General features: G+C 66.6%; 19 protein-coding genes and 1 pseudogene. 14 read left to right on the top strand and 6 right to left on the bottom strand.

Annotated elements, in window-relative coordinates; all coding sequences use genetic code 11:
• Positions 1-44 precede the first annotated feature (44 nt).
• From ACPEE0_RS05080 to ACPEE0_RS05065, 4 genes are all read left to right on the top strand, one after another.
• Positions 45-239, top strand: coding sequence for a hypothetical protein (locus tag ACPEE0_RS05080; protein WP_085939508.1), 195 nt, complete (start codon positions 45-47; stop codon positions 237-239).
• 3 nt (positions 240-242) lie between these two features.
• A complete protein-coding gene (locus ACPEE0_RS05075) occupies positions 243-500 on the top strand; it encodes a PspC domain-containing protein (RefSeq protein ID WP_009358328.1) in 258 nt (85 codons plus the stop codon).
• Positions 501-667: 167 nt separating this feature from the next.
• Entirely contained in the window at positions 668-1,693 is a 1,026-nt protein-coding gene (locus ACPEE0_RS05070) for an ATP-dependent 6-phosphofructokinase (protein WP_009358329.1), read from the top strand.
• Positions 1,694-1,737: 44 nt separating this feature from the next.
• Positions 1,738-2,454 carry a GNAT family N-acetyltransferase gene (locus tag ACPEE0_RS05065; protein WP_354175158.1) on the top strand — a complete coding sequence of 239 codons (717 nt, stop codon included), beginning with the start codon at positions 1,738-1,740 and terminating at the stop codon, positions 2,452-2,454.
• Here the strand turns inward: ACPEE0_RS05065 and ACPEE0_RS05060 are convergent.
• The 6 genes from ACPEE0_RS05060 to ACPEE0_RS05035 all read right to left on the bottom strand — a co-directional run bounded on the left by ACPEE0_RS05060 (position 2,416) and on the right by ACPEE0_RS05035 (position 7,876).
• Entirely contained in the window at positions 2,416-3,933 is a 1,518-nt protein-coding gene (locus ACPEE0_RS05060; protein ID WP_424574086.1) for a DHA2 family efflux MFS transporter permease subunit, read from the bottom strand. The two genes, ACPEE0_RS05065 and ACPEE0_RS05060, sit on opposite strands and share 39 nt — an antisense overlap.
• Before the next feature lie 56 nt (positions 3,934-3,989).
• On the bottom strand, positions 3,990-4,394 hold the full coding sequence (locus ACPEE0_RS05055; RefSeq protein WP_009358332.1) for an ankyrin repeat domain-containing protein: 405 nt from the start codon (positions 4,392-4,394) through the stop codon (positions 3,990-3,992).
• On the bottom strand, positions 4,394-5,476 hold the full coding sequence (locus ACPEE0_RS05050; protein ID WP_354175156.1) for a YgfZ/GcvT domain-containing protein: 1,083 nt from the start codon (positions 5,474-5,476) through the stop codon (positions 4,394-4,396). The genes ACPEE0_RS05055 and ACPEE0_RS05050 overlap by 1 nt, the downstream gene beginning before the upstream one ends.
• A 111-nt stretch (positions 5,477-5,587) precedes the next feature.
• Positions 5,588-6,310, bottom strand: a complete 723-nt coding sequence (locus tag ACPEE0_RS05045) for a flavodoxin family protein (RefSeq protein WP_009357115.1) — start codon at positions 6,308-6,310, stop codon at positions 5,588-5,590.
• A 16-nt stretch (positions 6,311-6,326) separates the two neighbouring features.
• Positions 6,327-6,935 (bottom strand): FABP family protein, encoded by a 609-nt coding sequence (locus tag ACPEE0_RS05040; protein WP_009357116.1) that lies wholly within the window; start codon positions 6,933-6,935, stop codon positions 6,327-6,329.
• Positions 6,936-7,108: 173 nt separating this feature from the next.
• Positions 7,109-7,876 carry a hypothetical protein gene (locus tag ACPEE0_RS05035; RefSeq protein ID WP_009357118.1) on the bottom strand — a complete coding sequence of 256 codons (768 nt, stop codon included), beginning with the start codon at positions 7,874-7,876 and terminating at the stop codon, positions 7,109-7,111.
• Positions 7,877-8,210: 334 nt separating this feature from the next.
• Between ACPEE0_RS05035 and ACPEE0_RS05030 the strand changes: the two genes are divergently transcribed.
• The 10 genes and pseudogenes from ACPEE0_RS05030 (at position 8,211) to ACPEE0_RS04985 (ending at position 16,984) form a co-directional block, all read left to right on the top strand.
• Positions 8,211-8,909, top strand: a complete 699-nt coding sequence (locus tag ACPEE0_RS05030; RefSeq protein WP_133345752.1) for a winged helix-turn-helix transcriptional regulator — start codon at positions 8,211-8,213, stop codon at positions 8,907-8,909.
• 33 nt (positions 8,910-8,942) lie between these two features.
• Positions 8,943-9,914 carry a mycothiol synthase gene (gene mshD / locus ACPEE0_RS05025; RefSeq protein ID WP_354175153.1) on the top strand — a complete coding sequence of 324 codons (972 nt, stop codon included), beginning with the start codon at positions 8,943-8,945 and terminating at the stop codon, positions 9,912-9,914.
• 130 nt (positions 9,915-10,044) lie between these two features.
• Positions 10,045-12,294: an RNA degradosome polyphosphate kinase gene (locus ACPEE0_RS05020; RefSeq protein ID WP_009357119.1), complete on the top strand. Its 2,250-nt coding sequence runs from the start codon at positions 10,045-10,047 to the stop codon at positions 12,292-12,294.
• Between the two features lie 11 nt (positions 12,295-12,305).
• Positions 12,306-13,274, top strand: coding sequence for an NUDIX hydrolase (locus ACPEE0_RS05015; RefSeq protein WP_133345749.1), 969 nt, complete (start codon positions 12,306-12,308; stop codon positions 13,272-13,274).
• 49 nt (positions 13,275-13,323) lie between these two features.
• Positions 13,324-14,126, top strand: a pseudogene (locus ACPEE0_RS05010) (thymidylate synthase).
• A complete protein-coding gene (locus ACPEE0_RS05005) occupies positions 14,123-14,707 on the top strand; it encodes a dihydrofolate reductase (RefSeq protein WP_009357122.1) in 585 nt (194 codons plus the stop codon). The pseudogene ACPEE0_RS05010 and the gene ACPEE0_RS05005 overlap by 4 nt, the downstream one beginning before the upstream one ends.
• Positions 14,708-14,711: 4 nt before the next feature.
• Positions 14,712-14,930, top strand: coding sequence for an NF038396 family protein (locus ACPEE0_RS05000; RefSeq protein ID WP_009357123.1), 219 nt, complete (start codon positions 14,712-14,714; stop codon positions 14,928-14,930).
• 116 nt (positions 14,931-15,046) lie between these two features.
• Positions 15,047-16,018, top strand: a complete 972-nt coding sequence (locus ACPEE0_RS04995; protein WP_424574085.1) for a hypothetical protein — start codon at positions 15,047-15,049, stop codon at positions 16,016-16,018.
• Positions 16,015-16,677 carry a hypothetical protein gene (locus ACPEE0_RS04990; RefSeq protein ID WP_354175149.1) on the top strand — a complete coding sequence of 221 codons (663 nt, stop codon included), beginning with the start codon at positions 16,015-16,017 and terminating at the stop codon, positions 16,675-16,677. The genes ACPEE0_RS04995 and ACPEE0_RS04990 overlap by 4 nt, the downstream gene beginning before the upstream one ends.
• 1 nt (position 16,678) lies before the next feature.
• The gene (locus ACPEE0_RS04985) at positions 16,679-16,984 is read left to right on the top strand and encodes a hypothetical protein (protein ID WP_424574084.1); all 306 of its coding nucleotides are present in this window, start codon (positions 16,679-16,681) and stop codon (positions 16,982-16,984) included.
• Positions 16,985-17,074: the final 90 nt, after the last annotated feature.

The raw sequence follows: 17,074 nt of genomic DNA, 5'->3' as shown, positions 1-17,074 counted from the left end.
TCCCGACGGCGGCAAGCACCGATGCAGGAACGGCACCGGCCCGGGTGGGCACGGTGGTATGGGGACTGATTGTCCTGGCACTGGCGGCCCTGATCATCGTGGCCCAGCTGGGCATCGTGACCCTCAACGGCACCTACGTCCTGATCGGGCTCATGATCGGAGCCGGCGCCGCGCTGGTGGTGGGCGGACTGCTGTCGGCCCGCAAACGTGACAATGAACCAACAACAGGGAAGTCTTGAACCATGGACAAGTTTTTCAGCATCGTCAGGGGCCTCGGCCTGAAACGCGGCCCGCAGCGCTGGCTCGGCGGCGTCCTGGGCGGCATCGCGGCCAAGCTGAACGTGGATGTGGCCTACGTCCGGATCGCCTTCCTGGTGTTTTGCCTGCTGCCGGGACCCGCCGTCGTCTTCTACCTCTTGGCGTGGGCGGTCCTGCCGGACCAGCGCAACGTGATCCCGCTCCAGACCTTCCTGGACCGGCGCTCGCTGAACCGTCCCTGACAACTCTCCCAGCAGCCCCTGCCCCCACCGGGCAGGGGCTGCTGCGTTGCCGGCGGCCGCGGCGTTTGTAACCAGTTTGTGTCGTACCCCACACCTCCCACTACACTTCTAGATGAGCTCAGCGTGGCGCTCTGCCTGTAAACCCTCTCCCAGGATTTGAGCCAAACATGAAAATTGGAATCCTCACCAGCGGTGGCGACTGCCCCGGATTGAACGCGGTGATCCGCGGCGCCGTACTGAAAGGCATCGCCATCCACGGCCACGAGTTCGTCGGATTCCTCGACGGCTGGCGCGGCGTGGTGGAGGGCGACATCATCGACATCCCCCGCACCATGGTCCGCGGCATCGCCAAGCAGGGCGGCACCATCCTCGGCACCTCCCGCACCAACCCGTTCGACAACGGCGGCGGCCCCGAGGTCATCAAGGCCCACATGGACCGGCTGGGAATCGACGCGATCATCGCCATCGGCGGTGAGGGAACGCTGGCCGCCGCCAAGCGCCTCACCGACGCCGGCCTCAAGATCGTCGGCGTCCCCAAGACCGTGGACAACGACCTTGACGCCACCGACTACACCTTCGGTTTCGACACCGCCGTGCAAATCGCCACCGAAGCCATCGACCGGCTCCGCACCACCGGCGAATCCCACCACCGCTGCATGATCGCCGAGGTCATGGGCCGGCACGTGGGCTGGATCGCGCTGCACGCCGGCATGGCCGCAGGTGCCCACGCCATCCTCATCCCGGAGCAGAAGGTCAGCATCGAGCAGATCACCGAATGGGTGAACGAAGCCCACGCCCGCGGCCGCGCGCCGCTGGTGGTGGTGGCCGAGGGCTTCGTCCCGGAGCACATGGAAACCCCGCACTCCGAACGCGGCCTGGACACCTTCGGCCGTCCCCGCCTGGGCGGCATCGCCGACCAGCTGGCACCGGAACTGGAAGCCCGTACCGGCATCGAAACCCGCGCCACCATCCTCGGCCACATCCAGCGCGGCGGCGTCCCCTCAGCCTTCGACCGGGTCCTCGCCACCCGGCTCGGCATGGCCGCCATCGACTCCGTGGTGGAAGGCTACTGGGGCACCATGGTGGCCCTGAAGGGTACGGACATCGAACACGTCGGCTTCCAGGACGCCCTGGGCCAGCTCAAGACCGTGCCGCAGAAGCGCTACGACGAAGCCGCGGTCCTCTTCGGCTGAGCGGCCTGCTCGGTTGAGCGGCCTGGCCGCCCTAGTCTGGGAACATGACACTCGACCCCGGTTCCGCCGCCATCATCCAGCTTGCGTGGGCACGGCGCCTTGGGCTGGATGACGACGCCTTCGGGGCAGCCCTTGCATCCGGTGAACGCGTGGTCCGGGCTGACGATTCAGCCCGGACCGTGGAGTTCCTCCGCCTCTTCGGCAGTTCCGCCCTGGTGGGCCCGCAGTGGGTCATCGACGCCGCGGCGGGCATTCCGGACGAAGAGATGGCACAGCACGTGACCCTCCTGACCCTGACCCGCTCCCGTGGCGGGCATGGCCTGGGCGCCGCGGCACTGTTCTTTGCGGACGACCTGCCGCTCAAGCAGCCGGCAGGGGAAATGACCGTTTCGCACGGCAACCCCGAGGCCATCGAACTTGAGGGCCGGTGCCCGCCGGATGACGTCAACGAGGTGGGCCTTTCCGACCTGGAAAACCGCTACACCATCGTCCACGAGCTAGAGGGACGGCGGGTTCCCCTGGCCTGCGGGGCCTACGCGGAGTGGGAGGGCCTGCTGGCGCACCTCGGTGTCCTGGTGGACCCGGAATGGCGACGGCAGGGGCTCGGGACGCTGGCCGCCTCCATCGCGGCCCATGAAGCACTGGCCGCCGGGCTGACCCTCCAGTGGCGGACGGACGTCAGCAACACCGGGGCGCTGGCGCTGGCCCGCAAACTTGGCTTTTCAGCCGGCGGAATCCAGACCAGCGTCCACCTTGGCTGATGCGGGCGCTCCCGCGCCCCAGTGCTGAACCGGCTGGGGTTTGGCGAAGAACAGCGCCACCGCAGCGCCAGCCAGGACCACCGCGGCGGGCAGCAGGATGGACTGGGCCATCGCCGTCGAGAATCCGCTGTGGAGGGCTTCCGGCAAAATGCCGGTGAGGGCCATCCCTTCGCCTGTCGCACCGGCTGGCCCGCCGGCGGGCAGCTCAGCGGCGAGCCGTGCCTGGATCAGCACGGCGATGGCTGCACTTCCCAGCACCGCCCCGAACTGGCGGGTGGTGTTGTAGACGCCTGAGCCTGCCCCTGCCTGGCGGGGCGGAAGGTTGCGGGTTGCGGTGGTGCTGAGCGGCGCCCAGATCCCGGCGTTTGCGAACCCCAGGACGGCGCTGGGCAGCAGGAACAGCAGGATGGGCGTTCCGGGCTGCATGAGCAAGGCGTTCCAGGCCAGGGCAACAGCCATCAGGGTCAGGCCGCCGGCGGCCAGGTACTTGGGGTTGATCCGGTCCACCAGCTTCCCCACCACGGGCGCCAGTCCGCCTGAAATCAGGGCCATGGGCACCATCAGCAGGGCTGACTGTGTGGGAGTCAGGCCGCGGACCATCTGGTAGTAGAAAATCAGCGGCAGGCCGAAGGCCGTCACGGTGAAGCCCACCATGGTGATGCCAAGGTTGGCGAGCGAGAAGTTCCGGTCCCGGAACAGCCCCAGCGGCAGCAACGGCTCACCCTTGTTGTACCGCTGCCACACCACAAAGCCCGCCAGCACAACCAGGCCGGCAATGATCAGGCTCCACACGCTGACGGGTCCGATGATGGTGCCCCAGTTGTACGTCTCGCCTTCCTGGATGCCAAAGACCAGCAGGAAGAGCCCGACGGCGCTGAGCACCACGCCGGGGATGTCGAACCTGTGCCGGTGGGTGCTGAGGGCGGGAACGTTCCGCAGCGCCAGGATGAAGCCGACGACACCGACGGGCAGGTTGATGAAGAAGATCCACTGCCAGCCCAGTCCGTCCACCAGGACGCCGCCCAGAATGGGTCCCGCCAGGGTGGCCATCCCGGCAGTGGCTCCCCACACCGACATGGCCGCCCCGCGCCGGTCTGGCGGGAAGATCCGGGTGATCACGGCCATGGTCTGCGGCGTCATGATCGCGGCGCCGAGGCCCTGCAGCACGCGTGCGGCAATCAGGGTCTCCACGTTCCCGGCCAGTCCGCACCACAGCGAGGCGAGGGTGAACACCACCAGGCCCAGGAGGTAGAGCTTCTTGGGTCCGAACCGGTCGCCGAGCCTGCCGGTGATCAGCAGCGGCACCGCGTACGCCAGCAGGTAGGCGCTGGTCACCCAGATCACCGAGTTGATGTCCGCGCCCAGGCCCTCCATGATCACGGGGTTGGCCACGGAGACGATGGTGCTGTCGATCAGGATCATGAAGAACCCGATCACCAGGGACCACAGGGCCGGCCACGGTTTTGCTACGTTTTCCACTCGCTCATCTTTCTCAGGGCCGGTGGTTGAGCCTGTCAACCACCGGGAAGCAGTGGCTAGCCGAGGAGGTCCAGGATCTCCTGGCGCGCGAACATCTGTGCCGCTGCGCGGGCAGACGGGGAACCGGCGTCAGGATCCGCGCCGGCATCCAGCAGCACGCGGGCCACGTCCGCGTAACCCTTGAAGGCCGCCCCGGCCAGGGGTGTCTGGCCGCGGTCATTGGGCGTGTTGGCGTCCGCGCCGTGCTGGAGGACCAGCCGCACCGCATCCGCGTGGCCGTGGTACGCCGCCAGCATCAGGAGGGAGTCCCCGGCGGAATTGGTCAGGTTGGCCGGGGCGCCTGCCTCAAGATAGGCCCGCAACAGGTCGGTGTTGCCCTCCCTGGCCGCCTCGAAAAGCGTGTGGGCGAGGGCGACGGCGTCGTCGTCGGTCCCGGCCGTTGGTGCGGCGTTGTCAGTCATCAGCGTGGCCCCCTGAGGAATCCGGTCTGGCGCCCCACCACCTGGCCGGCATCGGGGGCGACGATGAGTTCTTGGCTGGCGGGGTACGGCTCATCCCCGTCCAGAACCGTCAGTATCTCATCCGGAGCCACCGAACGTTTTATGACTGCCAGCGCAACCGGGCCCATTTCGTAGTGCTGGGCCACCGAGGTCACCGTCCCCACCTTCCGGTCGCCCACCAGCACCGGGCTGCCGGCGGCGGGCAGGGTGTGCTGCGATCCGTCCAGCTGCAGGAACACGAGGCGCCGCGGCGGATGGCCCAGGTTGTGTACGCGGGCAATGGTCTCCTGTCCCTTGTAGCAGCCCTTGGCCAGGTGCACTGCGGTCCGGAGGAGGTCAAGCTCGTGCGGGATGGTCTTGTCATCCGTTTCGGCGCCGATCCGGGGCCGCCAGGCGGCCACGCGCAGGGCTTCGGCCGCGAGGGTGCCGGCGAGGGGGCGGCCTGCAACCGTCTCCTCCAGGGCTGCCGCGGGGACAAGGTATTCAAACCAGGGACGTTCCAGTCCGGGATGGTTGGCTTCGGTCACCGTGGCATAGGAAAAGCCGCCGGCGCTGACATGCGGCCACGGGTCCTGCCAGGCCAGCAGGCCGGACCATTCTGGAATGGCTTTGGTGCTGCCCACAACTGCCCAGTCGGTGGAGACGTCGGCCACCTCGACCCGGAGCATGAACTTCATCCTGTTGAGGAACTCCGCCAGCGGCGCTGCCTCGGCGCCCTCGACAATCAGCCAGGTGGTCCCGCCGTCGTCAACCACCCGCGCATCAAACTCAATCCGCCCCTGCACGCTGAGGAGCAGCAGCTCGCTGGACTCGCCCGGAGCCAGGCCGGTGACCTGCTGGGAGGAGAGGGTGTTGAGCCAGCTCAGCCGGTCCGGACCGGTGACGGTCACTACGCCGCGGTGGGAGAGGTCGACGACGGCGGCTCCGGCGGCCAGGGCGCGCTGCTCGCGCAGCGGCTCGCCGTAGTGGGCCGCGACGCCGGCGTCCGCGCCGGCCGCCTCGACGGCGGCAGGGCGCGACAACAGAGGGCTGGGAATAGTCATACTTGGGGCAACGTCCTTATGTCAGCAGGTATTCCGGTTTCGACAGGCTCAACCACCGGCAAGGGTTCTATCGATATTCCAGTTTCGACAGGCTCAACCACCGGGCAGCAGTCAACGGTATTCCGGGTTTTCAAAATCGAACCGGGTTCCGGCGGACCATTCCTGCGGCAGGTTGCCGTAGGCGGGCAGGCCGCCGGCGTCCTTGAGGATCCGGGCCAGGTGCAGGAGGTTCCAGGTCATGAACGTCGTGTTCCGGTTGGTGAAGTCGCTTTCGGGGCCGCCCGAACCCTCATCCAGGTAGCTGGGGCCCGGCCCCACGGGCCCGATCCAGCCGGCGTCGGCCTGCGGCGGGATGCTGAAGCCGATGTGCTGCATGCTGTAGAGGATGTTCATGGAGCAGTGCTTGATGCCGTCCTCGTTGCCGGTGATCAGGCAGCCGCCCACCTTCGGGTAGAACGCCCACTGGCCCTTGCTGTTGAGTTCGCCGGAATGGGCGTAGAGGCGCTCAATCAGCTTCTTGGTCTGCGAGGAGTTGTCCCCAAGCCAGATGGGGCCGGCCACGATCACGATGTCCGCCGCCTGGACCGCGGGGTAGAGCTCAGGCCACTCGTCGGCCTGCCAGCCGTACTGCCTCATGTCCGGGTAGACGCCGCTGGCAATATCGTGGTCCACCGTGCGGATCACCCGGGTGGTGACACCCTGCTTTTCCATGATCCGCCGGCTGATGGTGATCAGACCGTCAGTGTTGGACGTTTGCGGGGATTTCTTGAGCGTGCCGTTGAAGAAGACGGCCTTCAGGTCGCTGTAGTCCTTCGGGCTTTCAACTGTTCCCACGGCACCGCTCCTTTGGTTATGAAACCCGTTTCAGGAAAGCCGAGGCGTGGGCTTCCAGGCCCTTGCCGCCTTCTCCCCCGGTTGCCACGTCCCAGCGCCACAGCAGGTTGCCGTCCACCAGGCCGAAGATGCGGGTGGCGGCGCTGTAGTCCTTGGAATGGCTGCCCCGCATCACCATGTCGGTGGTCAGCTGGATCTGGGGGCCCTTGATCTGCCCGTAGTACAGCTCCGAAATGCCGCCGGGATGGGAGATGGACACCGAGATGTCGAAGCCGCCCTCACTGTTGCGCAGGGCCTCCACCTCATCGGCGCTCTTCAGGGCGGGCACGATGTCCGCCGGGATCAGGCCCGGACCGCCATCGGCATCCAGCTGCTTGCGCTCCAGCGCCCAGAAGCCGGTCTCGACCGTGAGCGGCCGCAGGCGCGTGCCGTCGTCGTCGGTCAGCCAGCTCTCCGCGCGGTACTGGAGGTACGGCAGGCCGTTGTGGGTGAAGGAAACGTGCTGCAGGAAATGCTCCGAGTCCTCGTCCCCGCTGCCAAGCCGGCCGCGGCCTTCCCACTCACCAATGAGCCAGGAAAGTGGAACGAGTTCAGGGGTCAGATCTGTAGGAATCTCAATGGGCACGGCAATTACCTCGAGATACAGCTAGCTCCGAAAAAGTGTGGTCTACTTCTGGCCCTTGAAGAGGCGGTAGACCACAAAACCGGCGAACCAGGCCATGGAAATGCTGGCGATGCCGAGCAGGACAAGGAAGAAGATTTCAAAAGCAAGTACGGACATGATGCCATCCTAACGCGTTAGTAGATGAGTAGTTTGTCTATGAAGTAGGCGAGTGAACCCACCGCGGAGACGGGCGCCAGCCCCATGCTGAGGGCCGCGGGAACGTTCAGGGGCGCGCCGCGAAGGGTGGCCATCCGGCGGAAACTGGCCAGCACGGCACCCACCACGACGCCGAAAATGGCGGCAGGAAGGACCGCTATGTCGGAGAAGACCAGTCCGGCGAGCGGCCCGGCGAGCCCGGCCAGCACCATGCCGAGCGGCGCGACCACACTGTCGGGCCAGCGGATGAGTCCTGTGAGCAACGCCACTGCGGCACTGATGGCCGCCACCAGGAGCATCTCGCGCACGCCGTTGAACCTGGCCCCGGCAACCCATCCCGAGCCGAGGCAGGACAGCAGGACACCCACACAGCAGCCGAGCGTTGATTCAAGCCGCTGCGCCTGCCCGGTTCCCCTGATGAGCTGCACCACGAAGACCGCCATCATTCCCAGGGCGATAAACGCCGGGGTCCAGTCGAGGAAACCGGGCCCGGGTACCGTGGCGGCGGCGATCGCGGCAGCCGCGCCCGGCAGGGCGATGACCGCGGCGAGAGTTTTCTTTGCCGGTATCCGCAGGAAGTGGGGCCAGCCGATGCCCACCGCGGCGGCGATCAGGACGGCCACCACCACCAGGGCTTCCCGGGTGGTGTAGACGCCGGCGATGATCGCCGCGAGGCCCGCGATTCCCACCAGGCCGATGGTCCAGGAGCCGAGGGAACGAACGGGTGCCTGCAGATCCGCCGTCATGCGGGACCCTGCCTCTGCTTAGCGTCTGCACTCACTGCGCTGCAATCCCATCCTGGCGTCGACCGGGGACAAAGCCCCTTCCTGGCAGGGCGTGCCGCCCTGGCTCAATCCTGCCTTATGTGAACGGGTTATGTCGCAAAACGTCCTGTTGCAGCGCGTGGATCTCTGGCTCCGCAGGGGGTGCCGGGTATACTCAAGGTTCAGCTAAGCTCCCAGCCGGGGTGGCTGGCCGGCCCCCTGTGGCGCCGGCCGGAAACCCTTGCGGGAGCCAGTACCGGCCGGTGGAAATCCGGTTCAGTCGCCCAATGATGCGCGGACGGCCCTTGGAGGAACAATGTCGCACATCCTGTTACTGACGAACAGCACCGGCTCTTCAGTCGACATCCTGCCTGCCCTTGAATTGCTGAACCACCGCGTCCACATCCTCCCCGCCGAGCCCACGGCCCTGCTCGAAACAGACCCCTGCGACATTGTCCTGCTGGACGCGCGGAAGGACCTGGTGGGCGCCCGCTCGCTCACCCAGCTCCTTAAAGCCACCGGACTCAGTGCCCCGCTGGTGCTGATCCTCACCGAAGGCGGCATGGCCGCCGTTTCCTCAGCCTGGGCTGTGGACGATATCGTCCTGGACTCGGCAGGGCCGGCCGAAGTGGAAGCGCGCATCAGGCTGTCGGTGGCCCGGGCCGTTCCTGAGCAGGAAGACGCGCCCAGCGAAATCCGCGCCGCCGGCGTGGTCATCGACGAAGCCAGCTACACGGCCCGCGTGAACGGCGCACCGCTGAACCTGACCTTCAAGGAGTTCGAGCTCCTGAAATACCTCGCCCAGCACCCCGGCAGGGTATTTACCCGCCAGCAGCTCCTCACCGAGGTGTGGGGCTATGACTACTACGGCGGCACCCGCACCGTGGACGTCCATGTCCGGCGGCTGCGCGCCAAGCTGGGCGCCGACCACGAGAACCTGATCAGCACCGTCCGCAATGTGGGGTACCGCCTCACACTGGTGCGGCAGCAGGAAGACGAGCTCACCGAGGCCTGAGTGGCCGGGCGCCAACCCGTATAGCCTTGCTTCATGACTCCTGCGCACCCTGAGAAGTGGCCCGTCCATGTTGTCCGAGGCGGCGTTGACCAGCAGCTCCTGAAAGACTGCCGCGACCTGCTTGCCGCGGCCGAAGAGTCCGACGGCAATCCCTCCATCTCGGAGCAGACCCTGGTGACCCTGCGCGCCGGCGATTCCGCCGCGCACTCGCTGCTTACCCTGGCGCTGTACGCCCCTGACGAGGATTCGGATCCCGCCACGGGGCAGGACCTGGCGGGGTTCGCCGTCGTGGTCGAGGAACCGGACGGCAGCGGCATCCTGGAGATCGCCGTCCACCCCTCCTACCGCAACCAGGGCGTGGCCGACCGCCTGGTGGGTGCCCTGGTGGAAACCCGCGGGCTGGACGGGTTGAAGGCCTGGTCCCACGGCAACCACGAGGCCGCCGCGGATCTTGCGGCCCGGTACGGGTACGCCCCGGTGCGGGAACTGTGGAAGATGCGGATGACGACGGCGGGCGCCGACCTGCCCGACGCCGGCCTCCCGGACGGGGTTACGCTCCGCGCTTTCGTTCCGGGGCAGGATGAGGAGGCGTGGCTGGCGGTCAACAGGGCGGCCTTCGCTGACCATCCCGAGCAGGGCAACCTCACACGGGCGGACCTTGAGGCGCGCATGGCCGAGGACTGGTTCGACCCCGCAGGTTTCCTGCTGGCCGAGGATGCCGGCGGGCGGTTGCTGGGCTTCCACTGGACCAAGGTGCACCCGCAGCACGGACCACACCCTGCCATCGGCGAGGTCTATGTGGTGGGCGTGGCGCCGGAAGCGCAGGGCATGGGGCTCGGCAAGGCACTCACCGTCGCGGGGATCCGGCACCTGCAGGAACAGGGCCTGCACGCCGTGATGCTGTACACCGATGCGGAGAACGCCCCCGCCGTTTCCCTGTACCGCCGGCTGGGGTTCACCCGCTGGGACATGGACGTGATGTACGGGCCGGTGGCGGCCGGTTAGTCCAGTCGACTGACATGTCCGCCGGAGTACCCGGAAATCTAGGGTTTCGCGGCAATGAATGCTTGTAAGGTTGAAACAAGACCGCGCGGGCCGGAAGCACCAGCACCAAGCGCCAGGTAAAGGAGATGCCATGAACCCGGAACCTTCCGGAACAGCCACGTCCCAGGATGTTGCGGTTCCTGTACGCGCCCGCTTCGGTTCCTCCGAAGTACCGGCTTCCCGCGCCACCCAGGACCGCATCGACATTCCGGAATTTGCGCCGAACCTGCAGCCCGAAGGCGACATCCGCCCGGACCGCTTCCTGGACCGTGAACTGAGCTGGCTGGCCTTCAACTCCAGGGTCCTGGAACTTGCCGAGGATCCCTCGCTGCACCTGCTGGAACGCGTCAGCTTCCTCTCGATTTTCGCGTCGAACCTGGATGAGTTCTTCATGGTCCGGGTGGCCGGCCTGAAGCGCCGCATCGCCACCGGCCTGGCCGTCCCGTCCCCTGCCGGGCTGAGCCCGGTAGAGGTCCTGGAACGGATCAGCGAGGAAGCGCACCGGCTGCAGCAGCGGCACGCGCAGGTGTACGCGGACCAGATCCGCCCGGCCCTGGCCTATGAGCACATCCACCTGATGCACTGGGACGAACTGGACGACGCCGCCAAGCAGCAGCTGAGCGTGATGTTCGCCGAGAAGGTCTTCCCCATCCTCACCCCCCTGGCGGTTGATCCGGCCCACCCGTTCCCGTACATTTCCGGGCTTTCCCTGAACCTGGCCGTGGTGGTGCGGAACCCGGTCAGCGACAAGGAGCTGTTCGCCCGCGTGAAGGTGCCGGACCAGCTGCCGCGCCTGATCTCCATCGACGGTCCCCGTGCCGGCGCAGTCGCCGGCCGGGTGGCCCGGTTCATCGCCCTGGAAGAAGTCATCGCCGTCCACCTGGACAAGCTCTTCCCCGGCATGGAGGTCCTGGAACACCACACCTTCCGGGTCACCCGCAACGAGGACGTGGAGGTGGAGGAGGACGACGCCGAAAACCTCCTGCAGGCGCTGGAGAAGGAACTGCTGCGCCGCCGCTTCGGCCCTCCCGTGCGGCTGGAAGTCACCAACGACATCAACCCCAACATCCGCGCTCTGCTGATCCGCGAACTGGGGGTGGAGGAATCCGAGGTGTACTCGGTGCCGGCTCCGCTGGACCTCCGTGGCCTGTCCGTCATTGCAGGCATTGACCGCGCCGATCTCCACTACCCCAAGCACGTTCCGCACACGTCCCGGTACCTGAACGAGTCCGAGACCTCAAAAGCGGCGAACGTGTTCGCGGCCATGCGCCGCCGGGACATCCTGCTGCACCACCCGTACGACTCGTTCTCCACCTCCGTCCAGGCGTTCCTGGAGCAGGCGGCTGCGGACCCCAAGGTCCAGGCCATCAAGCAAACCCTCTACCGCACCTCGGGCGACTCCCCCATCGTGGACGCCCTGATCGACGCTGCCGAGGCCGGCAAGCAGGTCCTGGCACTGGTGGAAATCAAGGCCCGCTTCGACGAGCAGGCCAACATCTCATGGGCCCGCAAGCTCGAGCAGGCCGGCGTGCACGTGGTCTACGGCATCGTGGGCCTGAAGACGCACTGCAAGCTGTCCCTGGTGGTACGGCAGGAAGTGGACGGGCTGCGCCGGTACTGCCACATCGGCACCGGCAACTACCACCCGCGGACCGCACGGTACTACGAGGACCTGGGCCTTCTGACCGCCAACGAGCAGGTGGGCGAGGACCTGTCCAAGCTGTTCAACCAGCTCTCCGGCTACGCCCCGAAGTCCACCTTCAAGCGCCTGCTCGTTGCGCCGCGCTCGGTGCGGTCAGGGCTCATCGACCGGATCGAAACCGAGATCCGCAATGCCCGCGCCGGGGTACCCGGCCGGGTCCAGATCAAGGTGAACTCAATGGTGGACGAGGCCATCATCGATTCCCTGTACCGGGCTTCCCAGGCCGGTGTGAAGGTGGACGTGGTGGTCCGCGGCATCTGCTCGCTCCGGCCGGGGGTTCCGGGCCTGAGCGAGAACATCACCGTCCGGTCCATCCTGGGCAGGTTCCTTGAGCACTCCCGGGTGTTCGCGTTTGCCAATGGCGGCGACCCCGTGGTGTACATCGGCTCCGCAGACATGATGCACCGCAACCTGGACCGCCGCGTGGAGGCCCTGGTCCAGCTGGCAAGCGCCGACGACATCAACTACGTCCTGGACCTGCTCAAGCGGTACATGGCACCCGAAACCGCCAGCTGGCACCTGGACAACGAGGGCGACTGGACCCGGCACCACCTGGCTGAGGACGGAAAGCCGCTTGAGGACGTGCAGTCCTGGCTGCTCGCCTCTCGGCCCCGCCAGCGCAGCCTGAGCCGGCGGTAAGGGCAGCCGTTTTGTCGAGCGATGCACTCGTAGCTGACCAGACAGACCATCCGGGGGAACCAGTTGCAGTAACCGCTGCCGGCGCCCTCCCGTGGCGGGTCACCAATGACAGGCTTGAAGTCCTGCTGATCCACCGGCCCCGCTATGACGACTGGTCATGGCCCAAAGGGAAGATCGACGACGGCGAGACCATCCCTGAATGCGCCCTCCGTGAGGTGCGGGAGGAGATCGGGCTGGACGCGCCCCTGGGCCGGCCGCTGCCCGCCATCCACTACCGCGTCGCTTCCGGCCTCAAGGTGGTTTTCTACTGGGCGGTCAAGGCCAACGGGACCAGGCTGGTCCCGGACGGCAAGGAGGTGGACAGCGTCATGTGGTGCGCCCCGGAGAAGGCGGCCAAGCTGCTGTCCAACCCCACCGACGTCGTACCGCTGGAGTACCTGCGCAAAGCCCACGAGGAAGGCGAGCTGAACACCTGGCCGCTCGTGGTCCTCAGGCATGCCAAAGCGAAGCCACGCTCGTCCTGGACCAAAGCCGAAGGTGAACGCCCGCTGGCCGCCACCGGCACCCGGCAGGCACAGGCGGTGGGACGGCTGCTGCAGGTATGGCAGCCCCCGCGCGTGGTCACCAGTCCCTGGCTCAGGTGCGTGGCGACTGTTGCACCCTATGCGAAAGTGGCAGGCGCAAAGGTTCGGATGGCGGAAGCCCTCACGGAACACCGCCACCACCGCAGCCCGAAGAAGACCGCGGCCGTCGTCGAGGCCCTCTTCGATAAGCAGCGGCCGGTGGTGGTCTGCACCCACCGCCCCGCGCTGCCGACGGTCTTCGCGCAGCTGGCGAAGCACATGCCCGGCCGGCTGGGCAGCCTGCTGCCCTCGGAGGAGCCATATCTCTCCCCCGGCGAACTGGTGGTCTGCCATGTGGCGCCCGGGGCGAAGAACCGGGTGGTCGCCGTCGAGCAGTTCAAGCCGTTCGACGACTGACCCGGCCGGGATTCAGGAAGCGGACAAGCAACCCCGATAGACTTGGTGCGTGAGCATCCCAACGCCTTATGAAGACCTCCTGCGCGATGTCCTGGCTTCCGGCACGCACAAATCCGACCGGACCGGAACCGGAACCACCAGCGTTTTCGGGCGGCAGCTGCGTTTCGACCTGTCGAAGAGCTTCCCGCTGATCACCACCAAGCGGGTGCACTTCAAGTCCGTCGCCGTGGAGCTGCTGTGGTTCCTGCGCGGTGAAACCAACGTGAAGTGGATGCAGGACCAGGGCGTCACCATCTGGGACGAATGGGCAGACGCAGATGGCGACCTGGGCCGGTCTACGGTGTCCAGTGGCGCAGCTGGCCCACCCCGGACGGCGGCCACATCGACCAGATCGCCGAGCTCGTGGAGGGCCTGAAGTCCAACCCGGACTCGCGCCGGCACATCGTCTCGGCGTGGAATGTCTCCGAGCTGAGCGACATGGCCCTGCCGCCGTGCCACGCGTTCTTCCAGTTCTACGTAGCCAACGGCAGGTTGTCCTGCCAGTTGTACCAGCGCTCGGCGGACATGTTCCTGGGCGTGCCGTTCAACATCGCCTCCTACGCCCTGCTGACGTGCATGCTTGCCCAGCAGGTGGGGCTTGAGCCCGGCGAGTTCATCTGGACCGGCGGCGACGTGCATATTTACGAGAACCACATGGACCAGGTCCTCAAGCAGCTGGAGCGGGAGCCGTACGAGTACCCGCAGCTGAAGATCAACCGGAAGCCGGCGTCGATCTTCGACTACACGCTGGAGGATTTCGAAGTGGTGGGTTACAAGCACCACCCGACGATTAAGGCACCGATCGCCGTATGAGCACCGAGAACTTCACCGATCCGCAGTCCTTTACGGAGGAGCTGGCCGCCTCGATCACCGGCGTCGGACTGGTCTGGGCGCAGACCCCCGACGGCGTCATCGGCAAGGACGGGGACATGCCCTGGCACCTGCCCGAGGACCTCAAGCATTTCACCCGCCTGACCACCGGGCACCCGGTCATCATGGGGCGCAAGACCTGGCTGTCCTTCCCGGACAAGTACCGTCCCCTGCCCGGGCGGACCAACATCGTCATCACCCGGCAGAAGGACTGGGCAGACACGCCTGAGGCGAAGGGCGCCATTGTGGTTCCTTCGCTGGATGACGCGCTGCTGGAGTCGCAGTTCGTCGACGGCGGCGACACCGTCTGGATCCTGGGCGGCGGCGAGATCTTCCGCCAATCCACGGACCTGGCCAATGTTGCGGTGATCACCACCATCGATGTGAAGGCCGACGGCGACACGTTTGCCCCCGAACTCGGCACCAGTTGGGAGGCCACCGCGTCCGTTCCTCCGGACGGCTGGCTGACCGGTGCCAACGGCACACGCTACCGATTCACCAAATGGTCAAGGACCGAGGGCTAGGAACATGCTGAAGAAACCGGAAACCCTCTTTGTCCTGGGGTACATGCTGCTGCCGCTGCTTGCGCTGCTGTCCGCCATCGTGGGGCTGACCATGATCCTGGGCAGCAACAAGATCGCCGGGGCTATCGTGCTGGTGGTTGTTACGCAGGTCTTCGCGTTCGGCGCCTTCTTTGCGCTGCGGGCCCGGAAGGCAGCCGTGGCCGAGGAGTCCAGGCGGAGCTAGTCGCTGTGGGCAGCTGCATGGGGAGCTCACCCCATCGCGACTTGGCGGGGGCTCGCCTAAGCTGAAGCCTGCAGCCTGACGGACTGCTGGTTTGGACACTATTGGGGGGATACCGGGTGGCAGGAACTTTGTGGGGCGCCGACGTCGAGCAGCTGCGCACCTTGGCGCGGCAGTTCAGCAAGACGGCCGACATGCTGCAGCAGCAGTCGCAGCAGCTGAGCGGCCATATCAACAACAGCCCCGCGTGGAAAGGCCAGGACGCGTCCCGCTTCCGGTCCGACTGGAACGGCAACCACCGTGCGCTGCTGCAGAAGACGGCGGCGCGGCTCCAGCAGGAGTCGAAGCTGCTCCTCACGCACGCGGACGAGCAGGAGAAGGCGTCTGCCACGGGGGGTGCCGGCAATTCCGGGCCCGGCACCGGGACACCGGGCGGAAACGTCCCCGGACGGGACAGCGACAACCCCTGGGGGCCGGACTGGCTGGCAGACCCGGATTCTCCGTTCCGTGACGGCTGGGACATCTACGGCCTCACCAAGGCCTTCCCGAATCTTCGGGCGGGCCTGTTCGACATCGCCGCCATGCTGCACAAGTCCCGCATCTCTGATTTCCTGGATCCGGCAGCCTGGCGGGCCTTCCAGAACTCCAACGAGTTCAGCAAGTTCTTCAACATGTCCAACAGCCTGTTCGAGGGCAAGTTCCACGAGGTCCTCAACCTCGCCGAGGGATCCAACGCCTTCAAGTACCTCGACGGCTTCAGCAAGGGTTTGGGCGTTGTGGGCGTTGGCCTGGACAGCCTGGACGCCTTCAACAACTTCCAGGAGGGCGATTACGGCTCCGCCGCCTACTCCACCACCAAGGCCCTGTTGGGCGCCGGCTCGTTCCTTCCGCCGCCGGCCGGCACTGCGTGCATGGTGGCCAGCGGGGCCCTTGCCCTCTACGACAACGTCCCCGTCATCCATGATTCCGTGAACTACGTCGGGGATAAGATCGCCGATGGGGCCGAGGCCGTTGGCGGCGCTATCAGTGATGGCGTGGACGCCGTCGGCGACTTTTTTTGGCTTCTGAGAACTGAGGAGAACAACCAGTGACTGAAACAACCACAGCCAGGTCCTCGAGCGCCGGCCAAGGGTTTCCGGACGCGATCGGTTTTGGCTTCGCCGAGCTCCTGGTGCTCCTGAACCTGCGGCGCGGACCGGCCGCCGAAGCCTCCGCCAGGGCGCTCCGGCTGGAAGGCGAACTCGACGACGCCTCCCTGCTCTCGGCGGGAGCATCCTCCCTGGTGGCCCGCGGTGCAGCCACTGTAGGTGCGGACAAGGAGCTTTCCGTGGAGGGTCCGGTGGCAGCCGTTACCCATGCCCTGACGGAGACCGGGAAGCTGGTGCAGATCAACCTCCTTACGGCCGGCTCCGTGGACAACGTCCTGTCCGTCGAGTCACCCGAATACCGGATCCTGCTGCAGCCCCGGGCCTACCTCAGCTGGTTCGCGATGGCGCAGCGGCCGGATACCACGCCGGCAGAAGCCAACTTCTTTATCGTGCGCAAGCATCTTGAAGACAACCCCGACGGCGGAGCCACCGTCCGCCTGCTCGACGGTTCCGACGGCAAGCAACTGCTGGTCAAACGCAGCGGGGAGGGCTGGACGGTGGGCTACGGCCATCTTGATGCCCCTTCCGAACCGATCCGGGAAATCTCGGGCCTCAGCGAGGGCCAGGTGTTGGACCACATCCGATCGATCCGACAGGACTAGCATGCAGAACGGCAATCCGGGCAATACTCCCGGCAGCGCACCCACACCCGACGACCAGGTCCGTACGTTTCACGAGCAGGCCCTGGCACGCGGGGAAAAGCGCGTCCTGCTCCGCACAGTCGAGGGCGCGCTCCACAGCTATCAGAAGGACGAACTCGGTGTGGTCACCGCCAGTTCGCACCCGCAGGTGCGCTCCGCCGGAGGGTTCCTCACGATGGCTGTGTTCTTTGCTGCCTTGGCGGTTTTCTCGATCATGTTGGTGGCCGGGCCCACCAGCAGGGCCAGGATCCGATGTGGGGAGCCCTGATACTCACTGTCGCCGGGGCCTCCGGCGTCCTCTACGCAGCACGGATGGCGGGCGTCGCCGCCAAGGCCAAACGGCTGAGGGCGGAACGGG

This window comes from Arthrobacter sp. SD76 (genome assembly GCF_049726125.1).
GTDB lineage: Bacteria > Actinomycetota > Actinomycetes > Actinomycetales > Micrococcaceae > Arthrobacter > Arthrobacter nitrophenolicus.
This window is presented reverse-complemented; position numbering and strand designations above follow the sequence as displayed.

What these genes read in the sequence shown, in the direction of transcription:
- ACPEE0_RS05065 (WP_354175158.1), top strand. Translation starts at nt 1,738, where the DNA reads ATGACACTCGACCCCGGTTCCGCCGCCATCATCCAGCTTGCGTGGGCA.
- ACPEE0_RS05055 (WP_009358332.1), bottom strand. Translation starts at nt 4,394, where the DNA reads ATGACTGACAACGCCGCACCAACGGCCGGGACCGACGACGACGCCGTC.
- ACPEE0_RS05005 (WP_009357122.1), top strand. Translation starts at nt 14,123, where the DNA reads ATGAGCACCGAGAACTTCACCGATCCGCAGTCCTTTACGGAGGAGCTG.
- ACPEE0_RS05020 (WP_009357119.1), top strand. Translation starts at nt 10,045, where the DNA reads ATGAACCCGGAACCTTCCGGAACAGCCACGTCCCAGGATGTTGCGGTT.
- mshD (WP_354175153.1), top strand. Translation starts at nt 8,943, where the DNA reads ATGACTCCTGCGCACCCTGAGAAGTGGCCCGTCCATGTTGTCCGAGGC.
- ACPEE0_RS04985 (WP_424574084.1), top strand. Translation starts at nt 16,679, where the DNA reads ATGCAGAACGGCAATCCGGGCAATACTCCCGGCAGCGCACCCACACCC.
- ACPEE0_RS05000 (WP_009357123.1), top strand. Translation starts at nt 14,712, where the DNA reads ATGCTGAAGAAACCGGAAACCCTCTTTGTCCTGGGGTACATGCTGCTG.
- ACPEE0_RS05035 (WP_009357118.1), bottom strand. Translation starts at nt 7,876, where the DNA reads ATGACGGCGGATCTGCAGGCACCCGTTCGTTCCCTCGGCTCCTGGACC.
- ACPEE0_RS05050 (WP_354175156.1), bottom strand. Translation starts at nt 5,476, where the DNA reads ATGACTATTCCCAGCCCTCTGTTGTCGCGCCCTGCCGCCGTCGAGGCG.
- ACPEE0_RS05070 (WP_009358329.1), top strand. Translation starts at nt 668, where the DNA reads ATGAAAATTGGAATCCTCACCAGCGGTGGCGACTGCCCCGGATTGAAC.
- ACPEE0_RS05030 (WP_133345752.1), top strand. Translation starts at nt 8,211, where the DNA reads ATGTCGCACATCCTGTTACTGACGAACAGCACCGGCTCTTCAGTCGAC.
- ACPEE0_RS05075 (WP_009358328.1), top strand. Translation starts at nt 243, where the DNA reads ATGGACAAGTTTTTCAGCATCGTCAGGGGCCTCGGCCTGAAACGCGGC.